16 protein-coding genes and 1 pseudogene are annotated in these 15,853 nt (G+C 62.6%); 4 read left to right on the top strand and 13 right to left on the bottom strand.

The window, feature by feature from the left end:
* Window positions 1–4,380: a strawberry notch-like NTP hydrolase domain-containing protein gene (locus tag R1T45_RS02145; RefSeq protein WP_317389075.1), complete on the bottom strand. Its 4,380-nt coding sequence runs from the start codon at window positions 4,378–4,380 to the stop codon at window positions 1–3.
* 176 nt (window positions 4,381–4,556) lie between these two features.
* On the opposite strand from R1T45_RS02145, the gene R1T45_RS02140 reads away from it, so the two are divergent.
* On the top strand, window positions 4,557–4,850 hold the full coding sequence (locus R1T45_RS02140) for a hypothetical protein (RefSeq protein ID WP_317389074.1): 294 nt from the start codon (window positions 4,557–4,559) through the stop codon (window positions 4,848–4,850).
* Between the two features lie 28 nt (window positions 4,851–4,878).
* Here the strand turns inward: R1T45_RS02140 and R1T45_RS02135 are convergent, their stop codons facing one another.
* From R1T45_RS02135 to R1T45_RS02095, 9 genes are all read right to left on the bottom strand, one after another.
* A complete protein-coding gene (locus tag R1T45_RS02135) occupies window positions 4,879–5,295 on the bottom strand; it encodes a hypothetical protein (protein WP_317389073.1) in 417 nt (138 codons plus the stop codon).
* Window positions 5,288–5,542 (bottom strand): type II toxin-antitoxin system Phd/YefM family antitoxin, encoded by a 255-nt coding sequence (locus R1T45_RS02130; RefSeq protein ID WP_317389072.1) that lies wholly within the window; start codon window positions 5,540–5,542, stop codon window positions 5,288–5,290. Before R1T45_RS02130 ends, R1T45_RS02135 begins: the two co-directional genes overlap by 8 nt.
* 77 nt (window positions 5,543–5,619) lie before the next feature.
* Window positions 5,620–6,264 carry an antitoxin of toxin-antitoxin stability system gene (locus R1T45_RS02125; protein WP_317389071.1) on the bottom strand — a complete coding sequence of 215 codons (645 nt, stop codon included), beginning with the start codon at window positions 6,262–6,264 and terminating at the stop codon, window positions 5,620–5,622.
* Complete coding sequence (locus tag R1T45_RS02120) at window positions 6,257–6,676, bottom strand: hypothetical protein (protein ID WP_317389070.1); 420 nt, start codon at window positions 6,674–6,676, stop codon at window positions 6,257–6,259. The genes R1T45_RS02125 and R1T45_RS02120 overlap by 8 nt, the downstream gene beginning before the upstream one ends.
* Before the next feature lie 75 nt (window positions 6,677–6,751).
* On the bottom strand, window positions 6,752–6,949 hold the full coding sequence (locus R1T45_RS02115) for a hypothetical protein (RefSeq protein ID WP_317389069.1): 198 nt from the start codon (window positions 6,947–6,949) through the stop codon (window positions 6,752–6,754).
* Window position 6,950: 1 nt separating this feature from the next.
* Window positions 6,951–7,460, bottom strand: coding sequence for a DUF6878 family protein (locus R1T45_RS02110; protein WP_317389068.1), 510 nt, complete (start codon window positions 7,458–7,460; stop codon window positions 6,951–6,953).
* 102 nt (window positions 7,461–7,562) lie between these two features.
* Window positions 7,563–8,081 carry a DNA repair protein RadC gene (locus tag R1T45_RS02105; RefSeq protein WP_317389067.1) on the bottom strand — a complete coding sequence of 173 codons (519 nt, stop codon included), beginning with the start codon at window positions 8,079–8,081 and terminating at the stop codon, window positions 7,563–7,565.
* 108 nt (window positions 8,082–8,189) lie between these two features.
* Window positions 8,190–8,630: a RadC family protein gene (locus tag R1T45_RS02100; RefSeq protein ID WP_317389079.1), complete on the bottom strand. Its 441-nt coding sequence runs from the start codon at window positions 8,628–8,630 to the stop codon at window positions 8,190–8,192.
* A 140-nt stretch (window positions 8,631–8,770) separates the two neighbouring features.
* Entirely contained in the window at window positions 8,771–9,970 is a 1,200-nt protein-coding gene (locus tag R1T45_RS02095; protein ID WP_071675683.1) for a DUF932 domain-containing protein, read from the bottom strand.
* Window positions 9,971–10,280: 310 nt separating this feature from the next.
* Between R1T45_RS02095 and R1T45_RS02090 the strand changes: the two genes are divergently transcribed.
* Together R1T45_RS02090 and R1T45_RS02085 are read left to right on the top strand one after the other, a co-directional pair.
* Entirely contained in the window at window positions 10,281–10,745 is a 465-nt protein-coding gene (locus R1T45_RS02090) for a DUF488 domain-containing protein (protein WP_317389066.1), read from the top strand.
* 2 nt (window positions 10,746–10,747) lie between these two features.
* Complete coding sequence (locus R1T45_RS02085; protein ID WP_317389065.1) at window positions 10,748–11,521, top strand: hypothetical protein; 774 nt, start codon at window positions 10,748–10,750, stop codon at window positions 11,519–11,521.
* A 249-nt stretch (window positions 11,522–11,770) separates the two neighbouring features.
* On the opposite strand, the gene R1T45_RS02080 is transcribed toward R1T45_RS02085, so the two are convergent.
* On the bottom strand, window positions 11,771–12,175 hold the full coding sequence (locus R1T45_RS02080; RefSeq protein ID WP_317389064.1) for a single-stranded DNA-binding protein: 405 nt from the start codon (window positions 12,173–12,175) through the stop codon (window positions 11,771–11,773).
* A 427-nt stretch (window positions 12,176–12,602) separates the two neighbouring features.
* Between R1T45_RS02080 and R1T45_RS02075 the strand changes: the two are divergent.
* Window positions 12,603–12,923, top strand: a pseudogene (locus tag R1T45_RS02075) (H-NS family nucleoid-associated regulatory protein).
* A 133-nt stretch (window positions 12,924–13,056) separates the two neighbouring features.
* On the opposite strand, the gene R1T45_RS02070 reads toward R1T45_RS02075, so the two are convergent.
* On the bottom strand, window positions 13,057–15,189 hold the full coding sequence (locus tag R1T45_RS02070; RefSeq protein ID WP_317389063.1) for a J domain-containing protein: 2,133 nt from the start codon (window positions 15,187–15,189) through the stop codon (window positions 13,057–13,059).
* Window positions 15,190–15,598: 409 nt separating this feature from the next.
* The gene (locus R1T45_RS02065; RefSeq protein ID WP_317389062.1) at window positions 15,599–15,763 is read right to left on the bottom strand and encodes a hypothetical protein; all 165 of its coding nucleotides are present in this window, start codon (window positions 15,761–15,763) and stop codon (window positions 15,599–15,601) included.
* Window positions 15,764–15,853 lie beyond the last annotated feature (90 nt).

Genomic DNA, 15,853 nt, shown 5'->3' with positions numbered 1-15,853 from the left:
TCAACACCCTCCGCGTGCATGTAGTCCCGTCACGGGACAACGTGCAAGCAGACGATCCAGCACTTTGACGCCGCTCGCATCCGTCGGGGCGAACAGCCGCAGCTTCCAACTGATGATCTCCGAGAAGAAGCCATCGGCCTTGAGCCGGTCCTTGGCCGCTTCGGTGAAACCGGAAAGCTCGATCCGGCTCACCCCCATGACGCGGGACCGGTGGAGTTCCATCCCCTCGGCGAGCCGCACCACCGTCTTTCCCTCCAGCACGAGAGCATGGACCTGCGCCGCCGTGAGTTGCGGCGCATCGCTGGCCAGCATGGTCGCCACCCAGGCAGGCGAGACCCGGCGGCCGATGATGCGCTGGCCGTCATCGGTCTGCAGCCGGTAAACGCGGGTTTCGTCCTGAGGGAGCTGCTTCCAGATCGGTAGCAGGAGGCCCGCCACGATGTGCAGCGTGGACTCCGAGAACTCCGGCACCTCGGCCAGTTCCGCAGTCCAGGCGTCGGCGAAGACTGCGCGGTCGGCTTCGAGCCAGTGGGTGTCCTCCATCATCCGGGCCGGAACCGTGCTGGCGTCAGTCGGGCGGATCAGCCGCAGGCGGGGCTCGATGGTGCCGTCGTCCAGCATTAGGCTGGTGGCGGGCACCTGCACGGCGGCCCGGCCCGAGCGGCTGTTGACGAGAAGGCGAGCCTTGGGATCGTCGAGCCAGTCCAGCGCATCCGCCAGCGCGGTCGGCGTGTTCCGCCGCTTTTCCGCGATAGTCAGCAGCTGGGTTTCCGCGCCGGAGCCGGGATGGGTGTAGATCACCCGCGCATCCGTGACGCGAAAGCTTTCGGCGCGCAGCGTCTCGAGCCCGAGGTCATAGACCCCGGCAGCGATAGCACCCTCGATCCGCGCATCGAGAAGTTCCTCGAAGGCCGCGAAGAGCACGGCCTGCATATCGATCGTCAGCGCGAGCAGGCGATTGAGGAAGGTCGTGATCGGCGGCAGGTCGTCCTTCAGACCGTTGTCATCGGTCAAGCTCAAGCCGGTCGCATCCTCGAAGGCCCCGAGCGAGCAACCCGTCACGTCGCCGCGATAGATGCGGCGATAAAGCTGGCGCAGGGCGTCGCGAGCATAGGGGCTCTCGAGGTTGTCCTCAGGTCGGAACAGCCCCTGCCCGCCCGTCTGGCGCTGACCGCGGGTGATGGCCCCGAGCGTGTCGAGCCGGCGCGCGATGGTCGACAGGAACCGCTTCTCTGCCTTCACATCAGTCGCCACTGGCCGGAACAGCGGCGGCTGCGCCTGATTGGTGCGGTTGGTGCGGCCCAAGCCTTGGATGGCCGCATCGGCTTTCCAGCCAGGTTCCAGAAGGTAATGGACCCGCAGTCGTTGGTTTTTCGCGCCAAGGTCGGCGTGATAGCTGCGCCCCGTGCCGCCGGCATCCGAGAAGATCAGAATACGCTTCTGGTCATCCATGAAGGCGGCAGTTTCCGCGAGATTGGCAGACCCCGCCCGGCTTTCGACGACGAGCCGCGCAGCAGCTCCCTCGCCCTTCCTCACAATGCGGCGCGAGCGTCCCGTGACCTCGGCCACGAGATCGGTGCCGAAGCGCTGGACGATCTGGTCCAGCGCGCCGGGCACCGGCGGCAGCGAGGCCAGATGCTCGATCAGCGCGTCGCGCCTGCGCGCAGCTTCGCGACATTCCACCGGCTGGCCGTCGCGCGTGACGGGCCGCGAGGAAAGATTGCCTTCGCTATCGGTGAAGGGCTCGTAGAGTTGCACCGGGAAGGAGTGCTGCAAATAATCCAGGCAGCTCTCTCTTGGCGTGATGTCCACCCGCACATCGTTCCATTCGTCGGTGGGAATGTCCGACAGGCGGCGCTCCATCAACGCCTCACCTGTCGAGACGATCTGGATCACCGCTGCATGGCCTGCGGCGAGGTCGGCGTCGATGGCGGCGATCAGGGTGGGGGTTTTCATGGAGGTCAGGAGATGGCCGAAGAAGCGCTGCTTGGCGGATTCGAACGCCGAGCGCGCGGCGGATTTGGCCTGCCGGTTCAGAGTGCCAGACTCTCCAGTGATGTTCGCCGCCTCCATCGCGGCAGCCAGATTGTTGTGGATGATGGCGAAAGCCCCGGCATAGGCATCATAGATGCCGCGCTGCTCAAGGGTCAGCGCATGCTCAAGCATCTCGTACTCGACGCCATCGTAGGACAGCGAGCGCGCCGTGTAGAGGCCAAGCGACCGCAGATCGCGGGCCAGGACCTCCATCGCGGCAACGCCGCCAGCTTCGATAGCTTGCACAAATTCCGCCCGCGTCGAAAACGGAAAGTCCTCGCCACCCCAGAGCCCGAGGCGCTGCGCATAGGCGAGGTTGTGCACCGAGGTTGCGCCGGTGGCCGAAACATAGACCACGCGGGCATTGGGCAACCTGTGCTGAAGGCGCAGACCCGCCCTGCCCTGCTGCGAGGCCGTGACATCGCCGCGCTCGCCTTTCGATCCAGCGGCGTTGGCCATGGCGTGGCTTTCATCGAACAGGATCACCCCGTCAAAATCGGCACCCAGCCAGTCGACGATCTGATCGACGCGGGACTTTTTTGCGCCCCGCTCTTCGGAACGCAGCGTCGCATAGGTGGTGAACAGAATGCCTTTGGTCAGCGGAATGTCCTTGCCTTGGGCAAAGCGCGACAGCGGCGTGACGAGCAGCCGCTCTTGCCCCAAGGCAGACCAGTCGCGCTGCGCGTCCTCGAGAAGCTTGTCGCTCTTCGAGATCCAGAGCGCCTTGCGCCGACCCTGAGCCCAGTTGTCGAGCACAATCCCGGCCGACTGGCGACCCTTGCCCGCCCCGGTGCCGTCGCCGAGGAAGAAGCCGCGGCGGAAACGGGCGGCGTCAGCGGCATCGTCCGGCGCGGCCGAGACCATGTCGCCGGTTTCATCGACAGTCCAAGATCCGGCAAGTTGCGCAGAATGCGCTTCGCCCGCGTAGATCACGGTCTCGAGCTGTGCGTCAGAGAGCAGGCCACAGCACTTGACGGCAGCGGGCAGCTTGGGATGGTAGCTGGGTTTCGGGGGCGCGACCGATGCCATGGCCGCCGATTGCACCAGTTTGGTCGGGTGCGGTGTGGCGCCGGGGATGTCGATCGCCTGCAGCCGGAAGGTCTCGTAAATGGCATCCGACAGGCGCGTGCTGGCCCCGTCCTCGGTTGCATCGCGCAGGGTATAGGCGAGGTCTGCGGCCTCGATCTGCGGGGCGGTGTTGGTGGAGGGTGTTGCTGGCGTGGCGCGCGATGTGCTGATGGCCGTGCGCGTGGTGCGGGGGGGATATCCCGGAAAGGGGGAAGTGAGGCCCTGCCCGGCTGGTGCGACCTGCGCCAGCACGAGGCGCGGCGGGATCTCCGCAGTGATCAGCGAGAGCAGGCTGGCGACATCAGGCGAAATCAGGCGCGCCAGATCGGCTGTGATGCCGCCCGCCTCGCCACCGCGGCATTTGTCGAAGACCGAAATCCGCGTCTCGAAGCTGGTGCCGTGCTTGGCGAAGGCCGCACCCGACACAGCACCCGTAAAGACCAGATGCGCGGTCTGAGTCAGACGCGCGAAGGTTTCCGCCCAGGCGGGCGCATCGGGCGCGAAGCCCGCACCGGTGATGGCGACCAACCGTCCGCCGGGGGCCAGCCGCGCGAGCGCCGAGCGCAGATGCCGGGCTGTCGCCTCGGTGGTGCGGGCGTCGACATTGGCCACCGCCGAGAAGGGCGGGTTCATCAGGATGACGCTCGGGCGCAGTCCGGCGTCGAGGTGATCGTCGATCTGCGCGGCGTCGAAGGTGGTGACCGGACGTCCCGGAAACAGGCGACGCAAAAGATCAGCGCGGGTGTCGGCAAGCTCGTTCAGCATCACGCTGCCGCCCGCGATTTCGGCAAGGATCGCCAGAAGGCCTGTTCCGGCCGATGGCTCCAGCACGAGATCTTGGGGCGTGATCTGCGCGGCCGCCAGTGCCGCCAGTCCCATCGGCAGCGGTGTACTGAACTGCTGGAACCGCTCCATTTCTTCCGAGCGGCGGGTGTGCGTGGGCAACAGGCCTGCCACCTTGGCGAGGATGGGCAAGAGTGCTGCGGGCGAGCCGGCCCGGGCCAACAGCGCACGGCCGAATTTCCGCAGGAAGAGGACCAGCGCCACCTCGCCCGCCTCATAAGCCAGTTTCCATTCCCAGGCACCGTCCGCATCGGAGCCGCCAAAGGCACGCTCCATCTCAAGCCGCAGACGCAGCGCGTCGATCTGGAAACCTTGCGCCAGGTCAGGCTGCAGCGCCTCGGCCACGCTCAAGATCGCAGCGGCCGTATCGGGCGACGGGATGGGGGCAACAGACGCAAGTGCGCGCTCGGTCGCAAAATGGGCGAGATGGGTCATAGGGAAACTCCGGAATGAGGGACAGGATCAGGCCCGGACACCCTCTTTCGGGCACCCTCAGGCCTTACCTTCCCCGGCCCTCCTCTTCCTCTCAAACCCCGTGATTTCCGCAGGTGGCTTGATTTTGTTCCTGTTATGTTCTATTTTAAGAGCGACGCTAAGAAGGGAGATCCCCGATGGAAAGCACTACTTACGCCCTGCCCGCGACGCCAAAGCAGATCGCCTATGCGCGCGCGCTGGCCCGGCGCAACCAGACGCTTCTGCCATGGGAGGCTCAGCAGGACCGCCGGTCCCTGAGCGCCTGGATCGACGCACAAGCCAAGATGAACCCGGGCGCGCAAGACAGCCGTCCGACATCAAAGCAGGTGGCCTTCGCCGAACGCCTCGCCCGGATCAAACGCCGTGCCGTGCCCGACGAGTGCTTCCGCGACAAAGGGCTGATGTCGAAATGGATCGACGGGAACAAGTGAAGCTGGGCAGACCCTGCGGTGATCGAGATTACTTCAGCCGATCGACAACGGATGCCCCGCCCGACCTGGCAAGCGCGATCAGGCTGGACTGGATCCTTGATATGAAGACGGAACTGAACGTGCCGATGGGCGTGCGGTCCTCCCAGACATAGGACCGCTCCAGAATATCGGTGTTGATTTCGTCCAGCATGACCCATTTGCGGACATGGGTCTCTAACCCCACGCGCTGCGACTCGATCTGTGGTACCTCAATGAACTTGCGCGAGGGCAAGGGCGGCTGCGTCGTGATCGGCAGGATGAACACCACGGTCTCGCTATCGGACTTGGCGACAGTGACGGCGATACAGACAGGCCGCGTCTTGCGGCCCTCGGTCTCACCCGCCATCTGCTCGCGTTTCCAAAGGAACGGATAGCGGAAAACCTCTCCAGCACTCGGCTTAGTCATCCGCCTGCGTTAAGTCCCGCTCGAGCCCCTCTATCATCAGCGCCTTGAGATCCTGGGGAATCTCGTCGATCATGTGCGCCTGCTGCGTGGCCCCCCGGGTGAGTTGCTGGTACTGGTCCATGCTCATCAGCACGAATTTCGGCTTGCGGTGCTTGGTGATCGCAATCGGCGACCGAATGGCCGCATCGAACAGGTCACTTGTGTGGCGCGTCAGGTCCGCCGCCTTGAATTCGGGAAGATCATGCATGATCGGGGTCTCCATTTGCACAGAATATACATACATTCTGGATATTCTGCAAGAGATGGGTTGAGCCCTCCCATGTGTCATCCGAACCGCCGCCCCCCTGCGGTGAAGGTGTATTCATTGGCGATGATGCCGTCTTCAACGGCCTCGTCCGAGGTCAGGTGGTCGTATTCGCTCTGAAGCTGACGGTAGAGCCAGCGGGCAAGGTCGCGCAGCGCCTCGGTCACGATCTCCTCTGCGTCCTCGGTCGGCAGCTGCCAGGTCGGGCTATCGCGCGTGACGTCCACGGACATGGTGTATTCGTGATAGTAGCGTCCGCGGTGGCTGACCTCGGCAGCGAGCTGGTAGAAGTTGCGCCGCTGTATGGCCTGCAGCCGATCGGCGATGCTGTGCAGGGTCGCGTCCAGCGGCGCATAGTCCCGGATGCGCGCGGCGGCGCCCTTGGCGTGGGACCAGTAGCCTTCGAACGAAGCTCCATCACCCTGGCTCCAGAAGCCCGAAAACCAGATGCAGGGCTTGGCCCGCGTCCCGCCGCCCATCAAGCGGACGGAGGTGGTTTTCAGACGGATGCCGAGGATCTCACAGACCCGCTCGCAATCCTCATAGACCGCGTCCCACCAATCGTCGTGTGGCCCGATCTCGCGATACCAGCTGCGCGCCTTTTCCTTGGCGACGTCGGAGAGTTCAGGGAACTGGTAGACTGTTGTGCAGATCACCTCAGGCATCGACGTCCTCCCCGTTCAATGCGACGGCCAGCCATTCTTGCGTACTGGTCCAGCCGATGGACTTGCGGGCACCAAGATCGATGACATGCGCGCCGCCGCCGAAGGCGTCGAGGCGCGGGCGGGAACAGCTCAGACCGTACTGGAACCCCCAGAGGCCGGTGAGGTCGAGGTCTTCTGCCAGGCGCATCACGAAGCGGATGACGGCTTCGACATCGCCGTGCTCGTCATCATGGATCCAGAGGGTGCTGCCCTCGGGCGCGTCCTGGCGCGCAAGAGTGAAGCCCGCGACCTCTGGGTCATCGGCGTCCTGATCCGCAGCGCGCAGTTCGTGGAATAGCGCGAGCGCGCTGGCGGCCTTGTCGGGGGTGCCGACGTCGATCAGGCATGAGAAATGGGTGAAGTAATCCGCCATTGGGACCTCCTGAATGGGGAAGACCCGGCCGAGAGGCCGGGCGCGGGATTGCGATTAAGAGATGGTTGGGAGCGATCAGCCGGATGGCGGATCGCCTGCTGCCTGACACGCTGCGTGCGCGCAGAGCATCTGCCGGTAGAAGCGTTTGCGCGCGGTTCGGAAGCTGCGCACGGCGCGCGTGTCGGGGTGAAGCGCCCGGACCGCAGCGCGCAGGACAGTAAAGGGTGACGCCGACGGCGACAGGCCGAGGCGCAGATATGCGGGATCGGTCATGTCAGCTGACCTCGACCACGGGCGAGGCGAGATGCGGATCGACCAGCGCCTCGATCCGTTCATTGAACTCGAGATGGATGCAGCGGGCTGCGGCGTCGAAGCAGAACTCGCCCCACGCGCCGTCGTTGTTTTCCCAACCGCCATGGGTGTCGGAGAGGAAGTCGTAGGCGAGTTGCTCGACGACATCCTCCAGTGACAGGTTGCGCATCTCCACCTCGGGGTCGTCCCAGGTCAGCGCGGCGTATGCGATCTCGGTGGCGGGGAAATCGACCGCGGTCTCGCCGGACCAAGCGCCGATGCTTTCGATCTGGCCGCTGTCACCGGCACCGTCAAAGGTCACGGTGACATGGGTGATTCCGGCGGCCATAAGGCCGTCGAACAGGCGGTCTTTGTTGCCGGGGCGCAGGGCGAGGGTCCGGGCCTCGCGTTCGGCATGCGCGGCAAGGATCGCCCCGAAATCGAGGGTGGAAGGCCGCAGGGGGGCGGCCAGAGTGGGTTCAGTCTGGGTCATGGATATCTCCATTCGGTGAGGACAGGTCAGACCCCCGGGTGGCGCACTCCTCTGCGCCCCGAAGGCTCAAACCCTTCCCAGCCATCCTCTGTCTCTCGGGCGTCACGCCGCGATCTGCAGCGCCCGGGCGGCAAAGGCGCGCCAGAGCGGATCGACCAGACGCGCATCGAGCAGATCAGCACGGTGACGCAGCCGCTGCGCCAGTTCAGGCTCGTGCCAATCAGTGGCGCGGCCAGCCTGGGCGCGCAGCTGAACCGCCTCGGTCACAATGGCCCGCGCCTCAAGAGCATTGGCGACAGGGTGGCACCAAGCCACAGCGCCATGACTGGCGGCCCCGGCAAGAACCAGGCGCTGGTCGCAATCAAGGATGGCCAGAAGCTGCGGCGCTGGATCGAGGCCGTTGTCCTCCGCAAGTTCAAACGCCCCCTGCATGGCATCAGCCAGCGTCGCAAAACGCTCAACGACCACGGGGGCAGCGGTGCCCGACTTCAGGGCTGCAGGCGTCCGGCGCATCCGCGTCAGCGCGAAAGGCAGGCTGGGATCAGAAGCGACAGTCCCACCATTTGCGACAGGACCCATCGGGCGCGAGCTCGGTTGGAGCGGCAGGGGAAGGTCAAACATGGCAATATCTCCAACGGCGCGGGAAGCCACTCTCCCCGCTTCACCGTCAAAGACCAAACCGCCGCCCTCTTCCTCGAAGGGGCGACGGTGATGGATCTGGCCACAGCGTCAGAGCTTGCCGAGCGCCCGCAGGCTCAGCTCCGTCCCGGCACCGACGATGATGTGGTCGTGCAGCGTGAGGCCGAAATACTTGCAGCCCTTCTGGATCTCCTTGGTCATGCTGAGATCGGCCTCGGATGGCGTGGGATCACCCGAAGGGTGATCGTGGATCAGGATCAGGGCGCTGGAGTTCAGCATCAGGGCTCTCTTGATCACCTCGCGCGGATAGACCGGCACATGATCGACCGTGCCGGTCGACAAAAGCTCATCGGCGATGATGCGGTTCTTGCGGTCGAGGTAAAGGACATGGAAGCGCTCGATGGGGCCTCGCACGGTCAGCGCGCAATAGTCCATCAGCGCTTGCCAGCTGCCGATCACCGGGTTCTGGCTGAGGTAACGGCCGAGGATATCGCGGGCCTCGAGAATGACGGTTTCTTCCTGGGGAGTCAGAGAGTGTCAGGTCTTCTGTGTATGGCTGAAATCCGCACACCGAAGCCCCCTGCCCTTTCGGGGCATGGCCAACGGCGTGCATGTTGAGAAATAGCTGCAGCGACCGCCCCGGTGTCGGGCGATCGCTGCATGGGGCTTGGTCAGCCGACCCGGTCGAGGAGCTTCTTGGCGCGCCCTTCCATGTCGAGCCGCGCATCCTGCTGGGTCTTGTCCCGCGCAAGCCGAGTGATGCCCTGCACGAAGTCGAAGATCGACTCCGGCGGGCGGCCCTCTTCCATCAGCACCTTCTCGATGATCTTGCCGGACTCGGCTTTCGAGAAACCACGCTTGCGCAGGAAATCCGCGCGGTCTTCGTCGCTGCGCGCCACGATCTGCTGCCGCGCCGCCTTGATGCCGTTCACGAAGCCCTGCGGTGAGGAATTGGCGAAACGCGTCAGCGCCGGGGCCGCCTCATGGGCAAAGCGCGAGGCGGCATATTTCGAATGCCGGATCCGGATCTCCTGAAAATCCTCGACGCCCCACAGATTCCTGTTTTGACACACCGCCCGCAGGTAGAAGCTCGCCATGCCGAGGGTCTTGGCACCAACTTCGGAATTCCAGCAGTAAAAGCCCCGGAAGTAGAGATCGGGCGAGCCATCGGGCAGCTTGCCCGCCTCGATCGGGTTGCGATCATCGACCAGGAACAGGAAGACATCGCGGTCCGACGCATAGAGCGTGGTCGTGTCGCGGCTGATCTCGACATCGGGGTTGTAGACCCCGGTCGACCAGTCGAGCACCCCCGGCACCTTCCAGCGCGTGTCACCCGTGCCATTGCCCGCGATGCGCTGCACCGCCTCGACCAGTTCGAAATCGTGGATGCGGCCATAGTCGGGGCCGGTCACTGCGCGCAGTTCCGTGCGACCGTCCTCGGTCTCGAAGGTCTTCACCTGCTCAGCGCGATGATTGGTCAGGCCATACTGCAGATTGATCCCTGCCAGCGGCGCGGGCAACTGCCGCAGATAGGACGCCGGCGCGCCAACGATGCTGGCAAGCTGGCCGAAGGCCCAGTGCGTGGGCGCCACCGGTTCCTGCGCTTTCGGCAGCATCAGGTGCAACCGCTCGGGGTTGTCACGCGCGGCCTCGACTCGAATATCCGCCGTCTGCACCACCCGGCTGCGGCTGCGCTCGGACCGACCCTTTACATTGGCCCAGAGATCATCGAGCGACAGGTACCGCTCATCATCGGGCCGGTTGAACCATTCGGACGACACCCGCCCGTTCCGCTCCCCCCGGCTCACATCCACTTTCCAGCCACCAGCCCGCGTCGGCTGTACCGGATCCAGAACCTCTACAACGCCCATCGGCATTCCTCCGTGACAGGCGCCGGGAGCCACTCTCCCAGCCCTCAACCTGTCGCGAAAGCAACCAGCCCTTCTCTGACTCTCGAAAGCTTGATATGCTCGGCAGCAATGCTTGGTGGAACGGACGGTCGCTGCGACTGCGCCCTTGTCGGCTTTCTCAGCGAAGCGGATTAATTTTAGGCGCGGATCCCCACACCAAGGCCCCGTAACATTCCCGCCCCATGTCAACGATTTATTGACCCACCGCCACCAACAAGATGGACAGGAGTCACATCTTGGCTACTATCATAGAAAAATTGGAGGAGCCAAAATGGCTGCGAGTACACAGACAGAAGAACCAATATTCACAATCGGTTACGAGAAATCCACCATAGACGATTTCGTCAGCCGCTTGGCTGATGCAGAAATTGACGTTCTGGTGGACGTGCGCGAATTGCCCCTGTCGCGCAAAAAGGGGTTCTCAAAGAACGGGTTGAACGCCGCCGTCAGGGAAGCGGGCATAGACTATATGCATGTCAAAGCGCTAGGTGACCCCAAGCCCGGTAGAGAAGCTGCACGCGCTGGTAATCATGACCTATTTGTTGAAATATTCACCCAGCACATGGACGGGGAAGACGCGCAGTCCGCCCTGACTCAGCTTGCAGATGCCGTGAAGGGCAAGCGTATCTGCCTGACCTGTTTTGAGCGCCACCATGAAGGCTGTCACCGCAAGATTGTCGCTGAGCGCCTATCCGCGCTGGTAGGCGCACCGATTGAACATATTGCCGTGGCCTAACTTTGGGTGGCTGGCAAGACCCTGTTGAAGTCTGCGTAATCGTCAAGGCCGCCCCAGAAACGGGGCAGACCCATGGTGAAACCGTCTGCGTTGCCGGTATCGATATCTACGGGAACTGGCATCGCCTTTACCCTATGCCCTTCAAGCTTCTAAGCAATGAGCAGCGCTTCAACCGCTGGGATATCATAAGTACCCGGTGGCGCAGCGCAGCGCCCAAAGACATGCGCCTCGAAAGCAAGCGCGTGGATCACGAGTCCCTTGTGAAGGTGCGTAACGTGAAGGAGTTGGAACGCCACGAATTCGCGCGGCGCGCTATTGTGGAAAGCCTCACTGCGGAAAAAGAGAAAGGCCGTTCTTTTGCGTTGATCCGCCCCGAGAACCCAGAATTCATCATTCGCTCGCTGAGCGATGCAGAAAGGACAAAGAGCCAAAGACGCCGCGATACGCTTTTGAGCCAGACGGATATGTTCTCAGGCGACAGTACCGTGTTGACTCCGGACGTTGCCCCATATTCCTTCCACTATCGCTTTGAGCATGAAGGTAAGACTCTGACCCATACCTGTATCGACTGGGAAACAGAGCGCACATTCTTCAAGTGGCGCGACCAGTATGGCGAGGAAGAGACGTTACGCATGATGCGCGACAAGTGGGGGCAGGATATGCCCGAACGCGGCATTGCATTTGCTATGGGCACGCATCGCGTGACCAAGTTTAACAAATGGCTACTGTCTGGTGTAATCCGGGTAAACAGTTCAGCACAGGCAAGCCTGATTTGATGCCGTTCCGGGAATTTTTAGGTGGTCTACTTTGTTGTATGCGGATCGTGTGCCAATACTGCGGAAACACCATGCGCCACTAGCCCTTGGCCAAACCACCTTTGGTTATATCTCGTTTATGGTTGCACTCCAATGAGCGGACATTGACGTACGGCGCGACATCCGACAGTTTGGGCTCGAAGCTGACTTGCGGCAGTGCCGCGAACCCGGCGGTTAACCCCGCCGGGCCCGAGGGGGAGACCCCGTTCCTCAGAACGGGATCTCGTCGTCGCGGTCGACCAGCTCGGGGTTTTCGTTCTCAGTCGACTTCGGGCGGCTCAGGAAGTCGACCTTCTCGGCAATGATCTCGCAGCCGTAGCGGTCGTTCCCCATGCTGTCGATCCATTTGGTGTAGTGGATTCGGCCGTGGACGAGGACCTTCATGCCCTTTTCGCAATGCTCCGCGACCGTCTTGCCGAGCCCGTTGAAGCAGGTGATGCGGTGCCATTCGGTGTCCATGACCCGGTAGCCGTTGTCGTCACGCAGCACGCGACCTTCCGAGAGGCGGGGGCGCGAGGTAGCGAGGCTGAAGTTGGTGATGTTGATGCCGCCCTGAGTGGTGCGAGTTTCGGGTTTCTGACCGATGTTGCCGGCGAGGATGACGATGTTCTGCATGATAAGCTCCTGTGTTTCCTGTCTTCGGGACCGTCCCTTCGACAAGACCCTGAAAAAGCCCGTCGGGTGACGCGTGCACGGTGGACAGCATGGACATCGGAAACCCCCAGAGGCCCGGGGTGGAGCGGGCAGCCCCGAAGGGGCAACACGGCCCGGACTGACGCGGGGTTGCGCGCAGGAGCCCGAACGGGATTAGGGGATTGTCAGTCGAAGGGATGGCCCAGGAGACAGAGATGCGCGGGGAGCCCATGCCAGACCCTGTCACCTTGCCCATCGGGACAGCCTGAACCCAAGCCCAGCACCCTAAACTGGCGACAAAGACTGTAGATCAACCAACCATCGTCACCTGCCCCCCTGCCTACGGGAGTTGCGGGACCATGCCGCGGCGGGCTATCGATACTGGAACATTCAGGACACGAGGCATAGCATGGCTGATTACGATCTCGAGGCGTTGTCGCTTCCAGAGCTGAAGAAAATGCAAAAGGACATCGCCAAGGCAATCTCCACCTTTGGGGATCGACAGAAGGCGGAAGCCCGCACCAAGCTGGAAGCTGTGGCCAACGAAATGGGCTATTCCCTGGCGGAACTGCTCGGGGCAGTTAGCAAGCCCAAGCGCGCCCCAGTCGCGCCAAAATATTAGCACCCTGAGAACTCGGCCGTCACCTGGTCGGGTCGTGGGCGTAAACCGCAGTGGTTCGTGGACGCGCTGGCGGCCGGCACAACTGCCGGTGATTTGGAAATCCGCTGAAAGATCACCAACCCCGCGGCTAAAAAACCCGAGCCTGATCGTTGCCCGACCCAGTCATTCGGGCCTGGCGCTGCGTATGATAGGTGCGGCTCACGGGTCCTTGACATAGATGGCAAGCTAAGTCGCTCGCGTGCTACCCCATGAGTTCGCTGAACCGGCCACGATGGGTTCGCGTTTCGACTACAAGCACGCCATCTTCAATCCCGGCTCGCCGGATTGGCGCCTTGGTCAGCGCGACGCCCAGCGGTCGGCCCGCTTCCGTCAGCACCCGAACACCCTTGTTCTCCACCAGCAAGACAAAGCCCTCGTCGACCAAAAGGTCGCATTTGGTCGTGCAGTCCTGCAGTCCCACAAGGCGGTTTCCCTCGAGCACGTAAAGCCGGGTAAATGTCTGGATGTAGAGGTAGCGATCCGTTTCCAAGATCCGGATCGGCGCAGTGCCCACATGGTAGAGAGCGATCGGCTTGCCGGAACCATCGATACGCAGGACCCGCCCCTGGGAGGTTCCCAGCAACACCGTGTCGCCACGCCCAGAGAAAGCGGCAGCCTGAAGGCGGTCAGGTCCGCCGCCGGTCATAAAAGTCACGGTGGCGGAGAATGTCAGCAAATCCTCGGCGCTTTTCTTGCCCTGCAGATCATCGTGGCTGGCCCCGGTGAGCGCCTCGTAAGCCGCGTTAACCGCCTTCATACGCGCTTCGTTTCCTGGGTTGAGGTCCGGGTGAAGCTGACGCACCATCCCGCGGTATTTCTGCCGAATCTCATCCGGCGTTACCGGCAACGCAAGCTCAAGTTCCTCGAGCGCCTCCTCGATTTCTGCGGCGGTTCCCGTATGCCCGCCCATGCCGCCCACTTCAAAGGTATGATAGTAAGTCTCCACGGGACGCTCAGGCATACGGACGCCCCACAGGCGTTTTCCGTGCCGATCGATGCACCATGCTTCATCCACATGCGTGTAAAGGTATCTGTCCCGGCTTGGGCTGAGCGCGATGCAGTTTATCGCCAAGTGGGGTTCCCCCCAGAAAATACCTCCGTCCCCGTCAAGATCGAGACGACGGCGCCCCGCTGCGACTTCGGGCGTGGCGGAAAGGTCTGTCTCGAATTCGACCTTTAGGTCCGCGCCATAGACGGTCAGGATATTCATCTTGGACCGTGTCGCGAAACCTTGTCCTTCGGGATGGACATCGAGCGCATAGATCGGGCGCTCCAGTCGTTCGATCAAAGGGTTGCCGCCCTGCTCGGAGATAAACATCACCGCGCCTGGTGCACCGAAGCTTGCCTCGGACTTTGCGAGATCATCGAAGGAGAGGACGCCACCACGCGTGGTGAAGTGCTTTCGAAAGGCAGGGTCCGGACGATCCGCGGGCGCAATCGCCTCTACATTGAGTTCTTGCCAAGCGCCGTCGGCATCCTCGAATGTTTCAGTGGTCGCAGGCAGCGCAACCTGGCTGGCCCAGGCCTCGGGAGACGGTGGCAGCGGCACCAAGGTCAACTTATCGAGGTCGAGCTCGATGGGTTTACCCGGCTTGGCTTTGGCCTGATGAGACCGAGGGCGCGTCGGCTCGATGTAGACCGCCGAAGCGTCCTTGGCGCTCATCTCGACGCCCTCCAAATAGAGGGCGTAGGTCTTTCCGTTCTTGGCGCGGCTGATTTCGCCAGCCTTCTCCAGCCACGAGATCAAGTTGCTGACAAGGCGCCCGTCCTCGGCGCTCACTTCCGACTTCATCTTGTTTTGCAGGATGCCAGGCTTTGCCGCGACGGCTTTACGAATGGCGTCGAAGAGGTCGATGGCGGCGAGATGCTTCTCGGCATCAGCGCGGTATTCCTTGAGATGATCGAACTCCGATACCAGATCATGCAGCATCTCCAGTCCTTTCCGGTCACCGGTCATGGCCAGCATGGTGCCGCCCTGAGTGAGCGCAGGCATGCTCAGGCTGAGCCTCTTACCGTTTCCCCTGGGATCTTCGAGCCACTTGCGAATGAGCGGAAGACTCTCGCGAGCCGCTGTGGCCGCATCTGTGTACCTGCGATTCGAAATACTGTCCTGCAATGCCTGTAATTGGCTGAAGTAGGCCTGCCCCGGCATCTCATGGGAATGTGCCTCAAGGCGTTCCCTCGTTTCCTGTTCAAAGTCCTCAAAGCGGCTCTGGCGTTTATTGCCCGCGCGATCGTCGCCAAAGTCGACCGCCTCGCGGACCGCAGGAAGCTCCTTGTCGCGCCCTGCGGCTTTTTCTCCCCCGAATATTTTCCTGAAAATGCCGAACACCATGCCCCCGCCTAATTGATATATATGCGGCGATAGGGGCACCCTTCACTCCGCGTGTCAATCTTCCGCCCTCAATGAGAGAGGACGCAGAAATTCTTATAATATTAATTTCCGCACCATTCGCCGCTCTTCCTGAGCACTTAGTCCCGCATGCTGGACCTTGATGCGGCAGGCAACTTTGGGCTTGCTTCGGCCAAACGCTGCTTTGCACACGAATGGTGGATATGGGGCTGGACACGTCGATTATATTGGCATTGTTGCGGTCGCTTTCGGCTGGCACTTCTGCGACTTCAGTCTGTTTGGCGATGCGCCATCCGCAATCGACCGTTCCTCACCGACGAAGTCCCAAGGCTGCATTGAAGCAGGAGGCGCGTCTGCGCCTCCGCGCGAGCCTGTCGAGATAACCGTGGGCCTAAGCCCACGGGTCAATCTCAACCAGCACCTGAACCTCGTCTCCGTCGATTTCATCGGCGGGGACGGCGCCATAGGATCCATCCCCTGCCTGGAAGACGACGATCGAGACCATGAGCGTGGCGGCGAGGGAGGCGGCGAAGGCGTGAGCATCTTTGCGGGACATCTGTTTGGCTCCTGTCTTGGAGGCGGGGGACCATCCCCCGCACGACAGGACCCCGCAGGCCCGAAGACTGGCTGACATCACCGGGTGCGT

The sequence above is a fragment of the Sulfitobacter sp. LC.270.F.C4 genome (assembly GCF_032922545.1).
Taxonomy (GTDB): domain Bacteria; phylum Pseudomonadota; class Alphaproteobacteria; order Rhodobacterales; family Rhodobacteraceae; genus Sulfitobacter; species Sulfitobacter profundi.
Note: the sequence above shows the minus strand (reverse complement) of the source record. Positions and strands in the feature narration are given on the sequence as shown.

What these genes read in the sequence shown, in the direction of transcription:
- R1T45_RS02145 (WP_317389075.1), bottom strand. Translation starts at nt 4,380, where the DNA reads ATGACCCATCTCGCCCATTTTGCGACCGAGCGCGCACTTGCGTCTGTT.
- R1T45_RS02140 (WP_317389074.1), top strand. Translation starts at nt 4,557, where the DNA reads ATGGAAAGCACTACTTACGCCCTGCCCGCGACGCCAAAGCAGATCGCC.
- R1T45_RS02135 (WP_317389073.1), bottom strand. Translation starts at nt 5,295, where the DNA reads ATGACTAAGCCGAGTGCTGGAGAGGTTTTCCGCTATCCGTTCCTTTGG.
- R1T45_RS02130 (WP_317389072.1), bottom strand. Translation starts at nt 5,542, where the DNA reads ATGCATGATCTTCCCGAATTCAAGGCGGCGGACCTGACGCGCCACACA.
- R1T45_RS02125 (WP_317389071.1), bottom strand. Translation starts at nt 6,264, where the DNA reads ATGCCTGAGGTGATCTGCACAACAGTCTACCAGTTCCCTGAACTCTCC.
- R1T45_RS02120 (WP_317389070.1), bottom strand. Translation starts at nt 6,676, where the DNA reads ATGGCGGATTACTTCACCCATTTCTCATGCCTGATCGACGTCGGCACC.
- R1T45_RS02115 (WP_317389069.1), bottom strand. Translation starts at nt 6,949, where the DNA reads ATGACCGATCCCGCATATCTGCGCCTCGGCCTGTCGCCGTCGGCGTCA.
- R1T45_RS02110 (WP_317389068.1), bottom strand. Translation starts at nt 7,460, where the DNA reads ATGACCCAGACTGAACCCACTCTGGCCGCCCCCCTGCGGCCTTCCACC.
- R1T45_RS02105 (WP_317389067.1), bottom strand. Translation starts at nt 8,081, where the DNA reads ATGTTTGACCTTCCCCTGCCGCTCCAACCGAGCTCGCGCCCGATGGGT.
- R1T45_RS02095 (WP_071675683.1), bottom strand. Translation starts at nt 9,970, where the DNA reads ATGGGCGTTGTAGAGGTTCTGGATCCGGTACAGCCGACGCGGGCTGGT.
- R1T45_RS02090 (WP_317389066.1), top strand. Translation starts at nt 10,281, where the DNA reads ATGGCTGCGAGTACACAGACAGAAGAACCAATATTCACAATCGGTTAC.
- R1T45_RS02080 (WP_317389064.1), bottom strand. Translation starts at nt 12,175, where the DNA reads ATGCAGAACATCGTCATCCTCGCCGGCAACATCGGTCAGAAACCCGAA.
- R1T45_RS02070 (WP_317389063.1), bottom strand. Translation starts at nt 15,189, where the DNA reads ATGGTGTTCGGCATTTTCAGGAAAATATTCGGGGGAGAAAAAGCCGCA.
- R1T45_RS02065 (WP_317389062.1), bottom strand. Translation starts at nt 15,763, where the DNA reads ATGTCCCGCAAAGATGCTCACGCCTTCGCCGCCTCCCTCGCCGCCACG.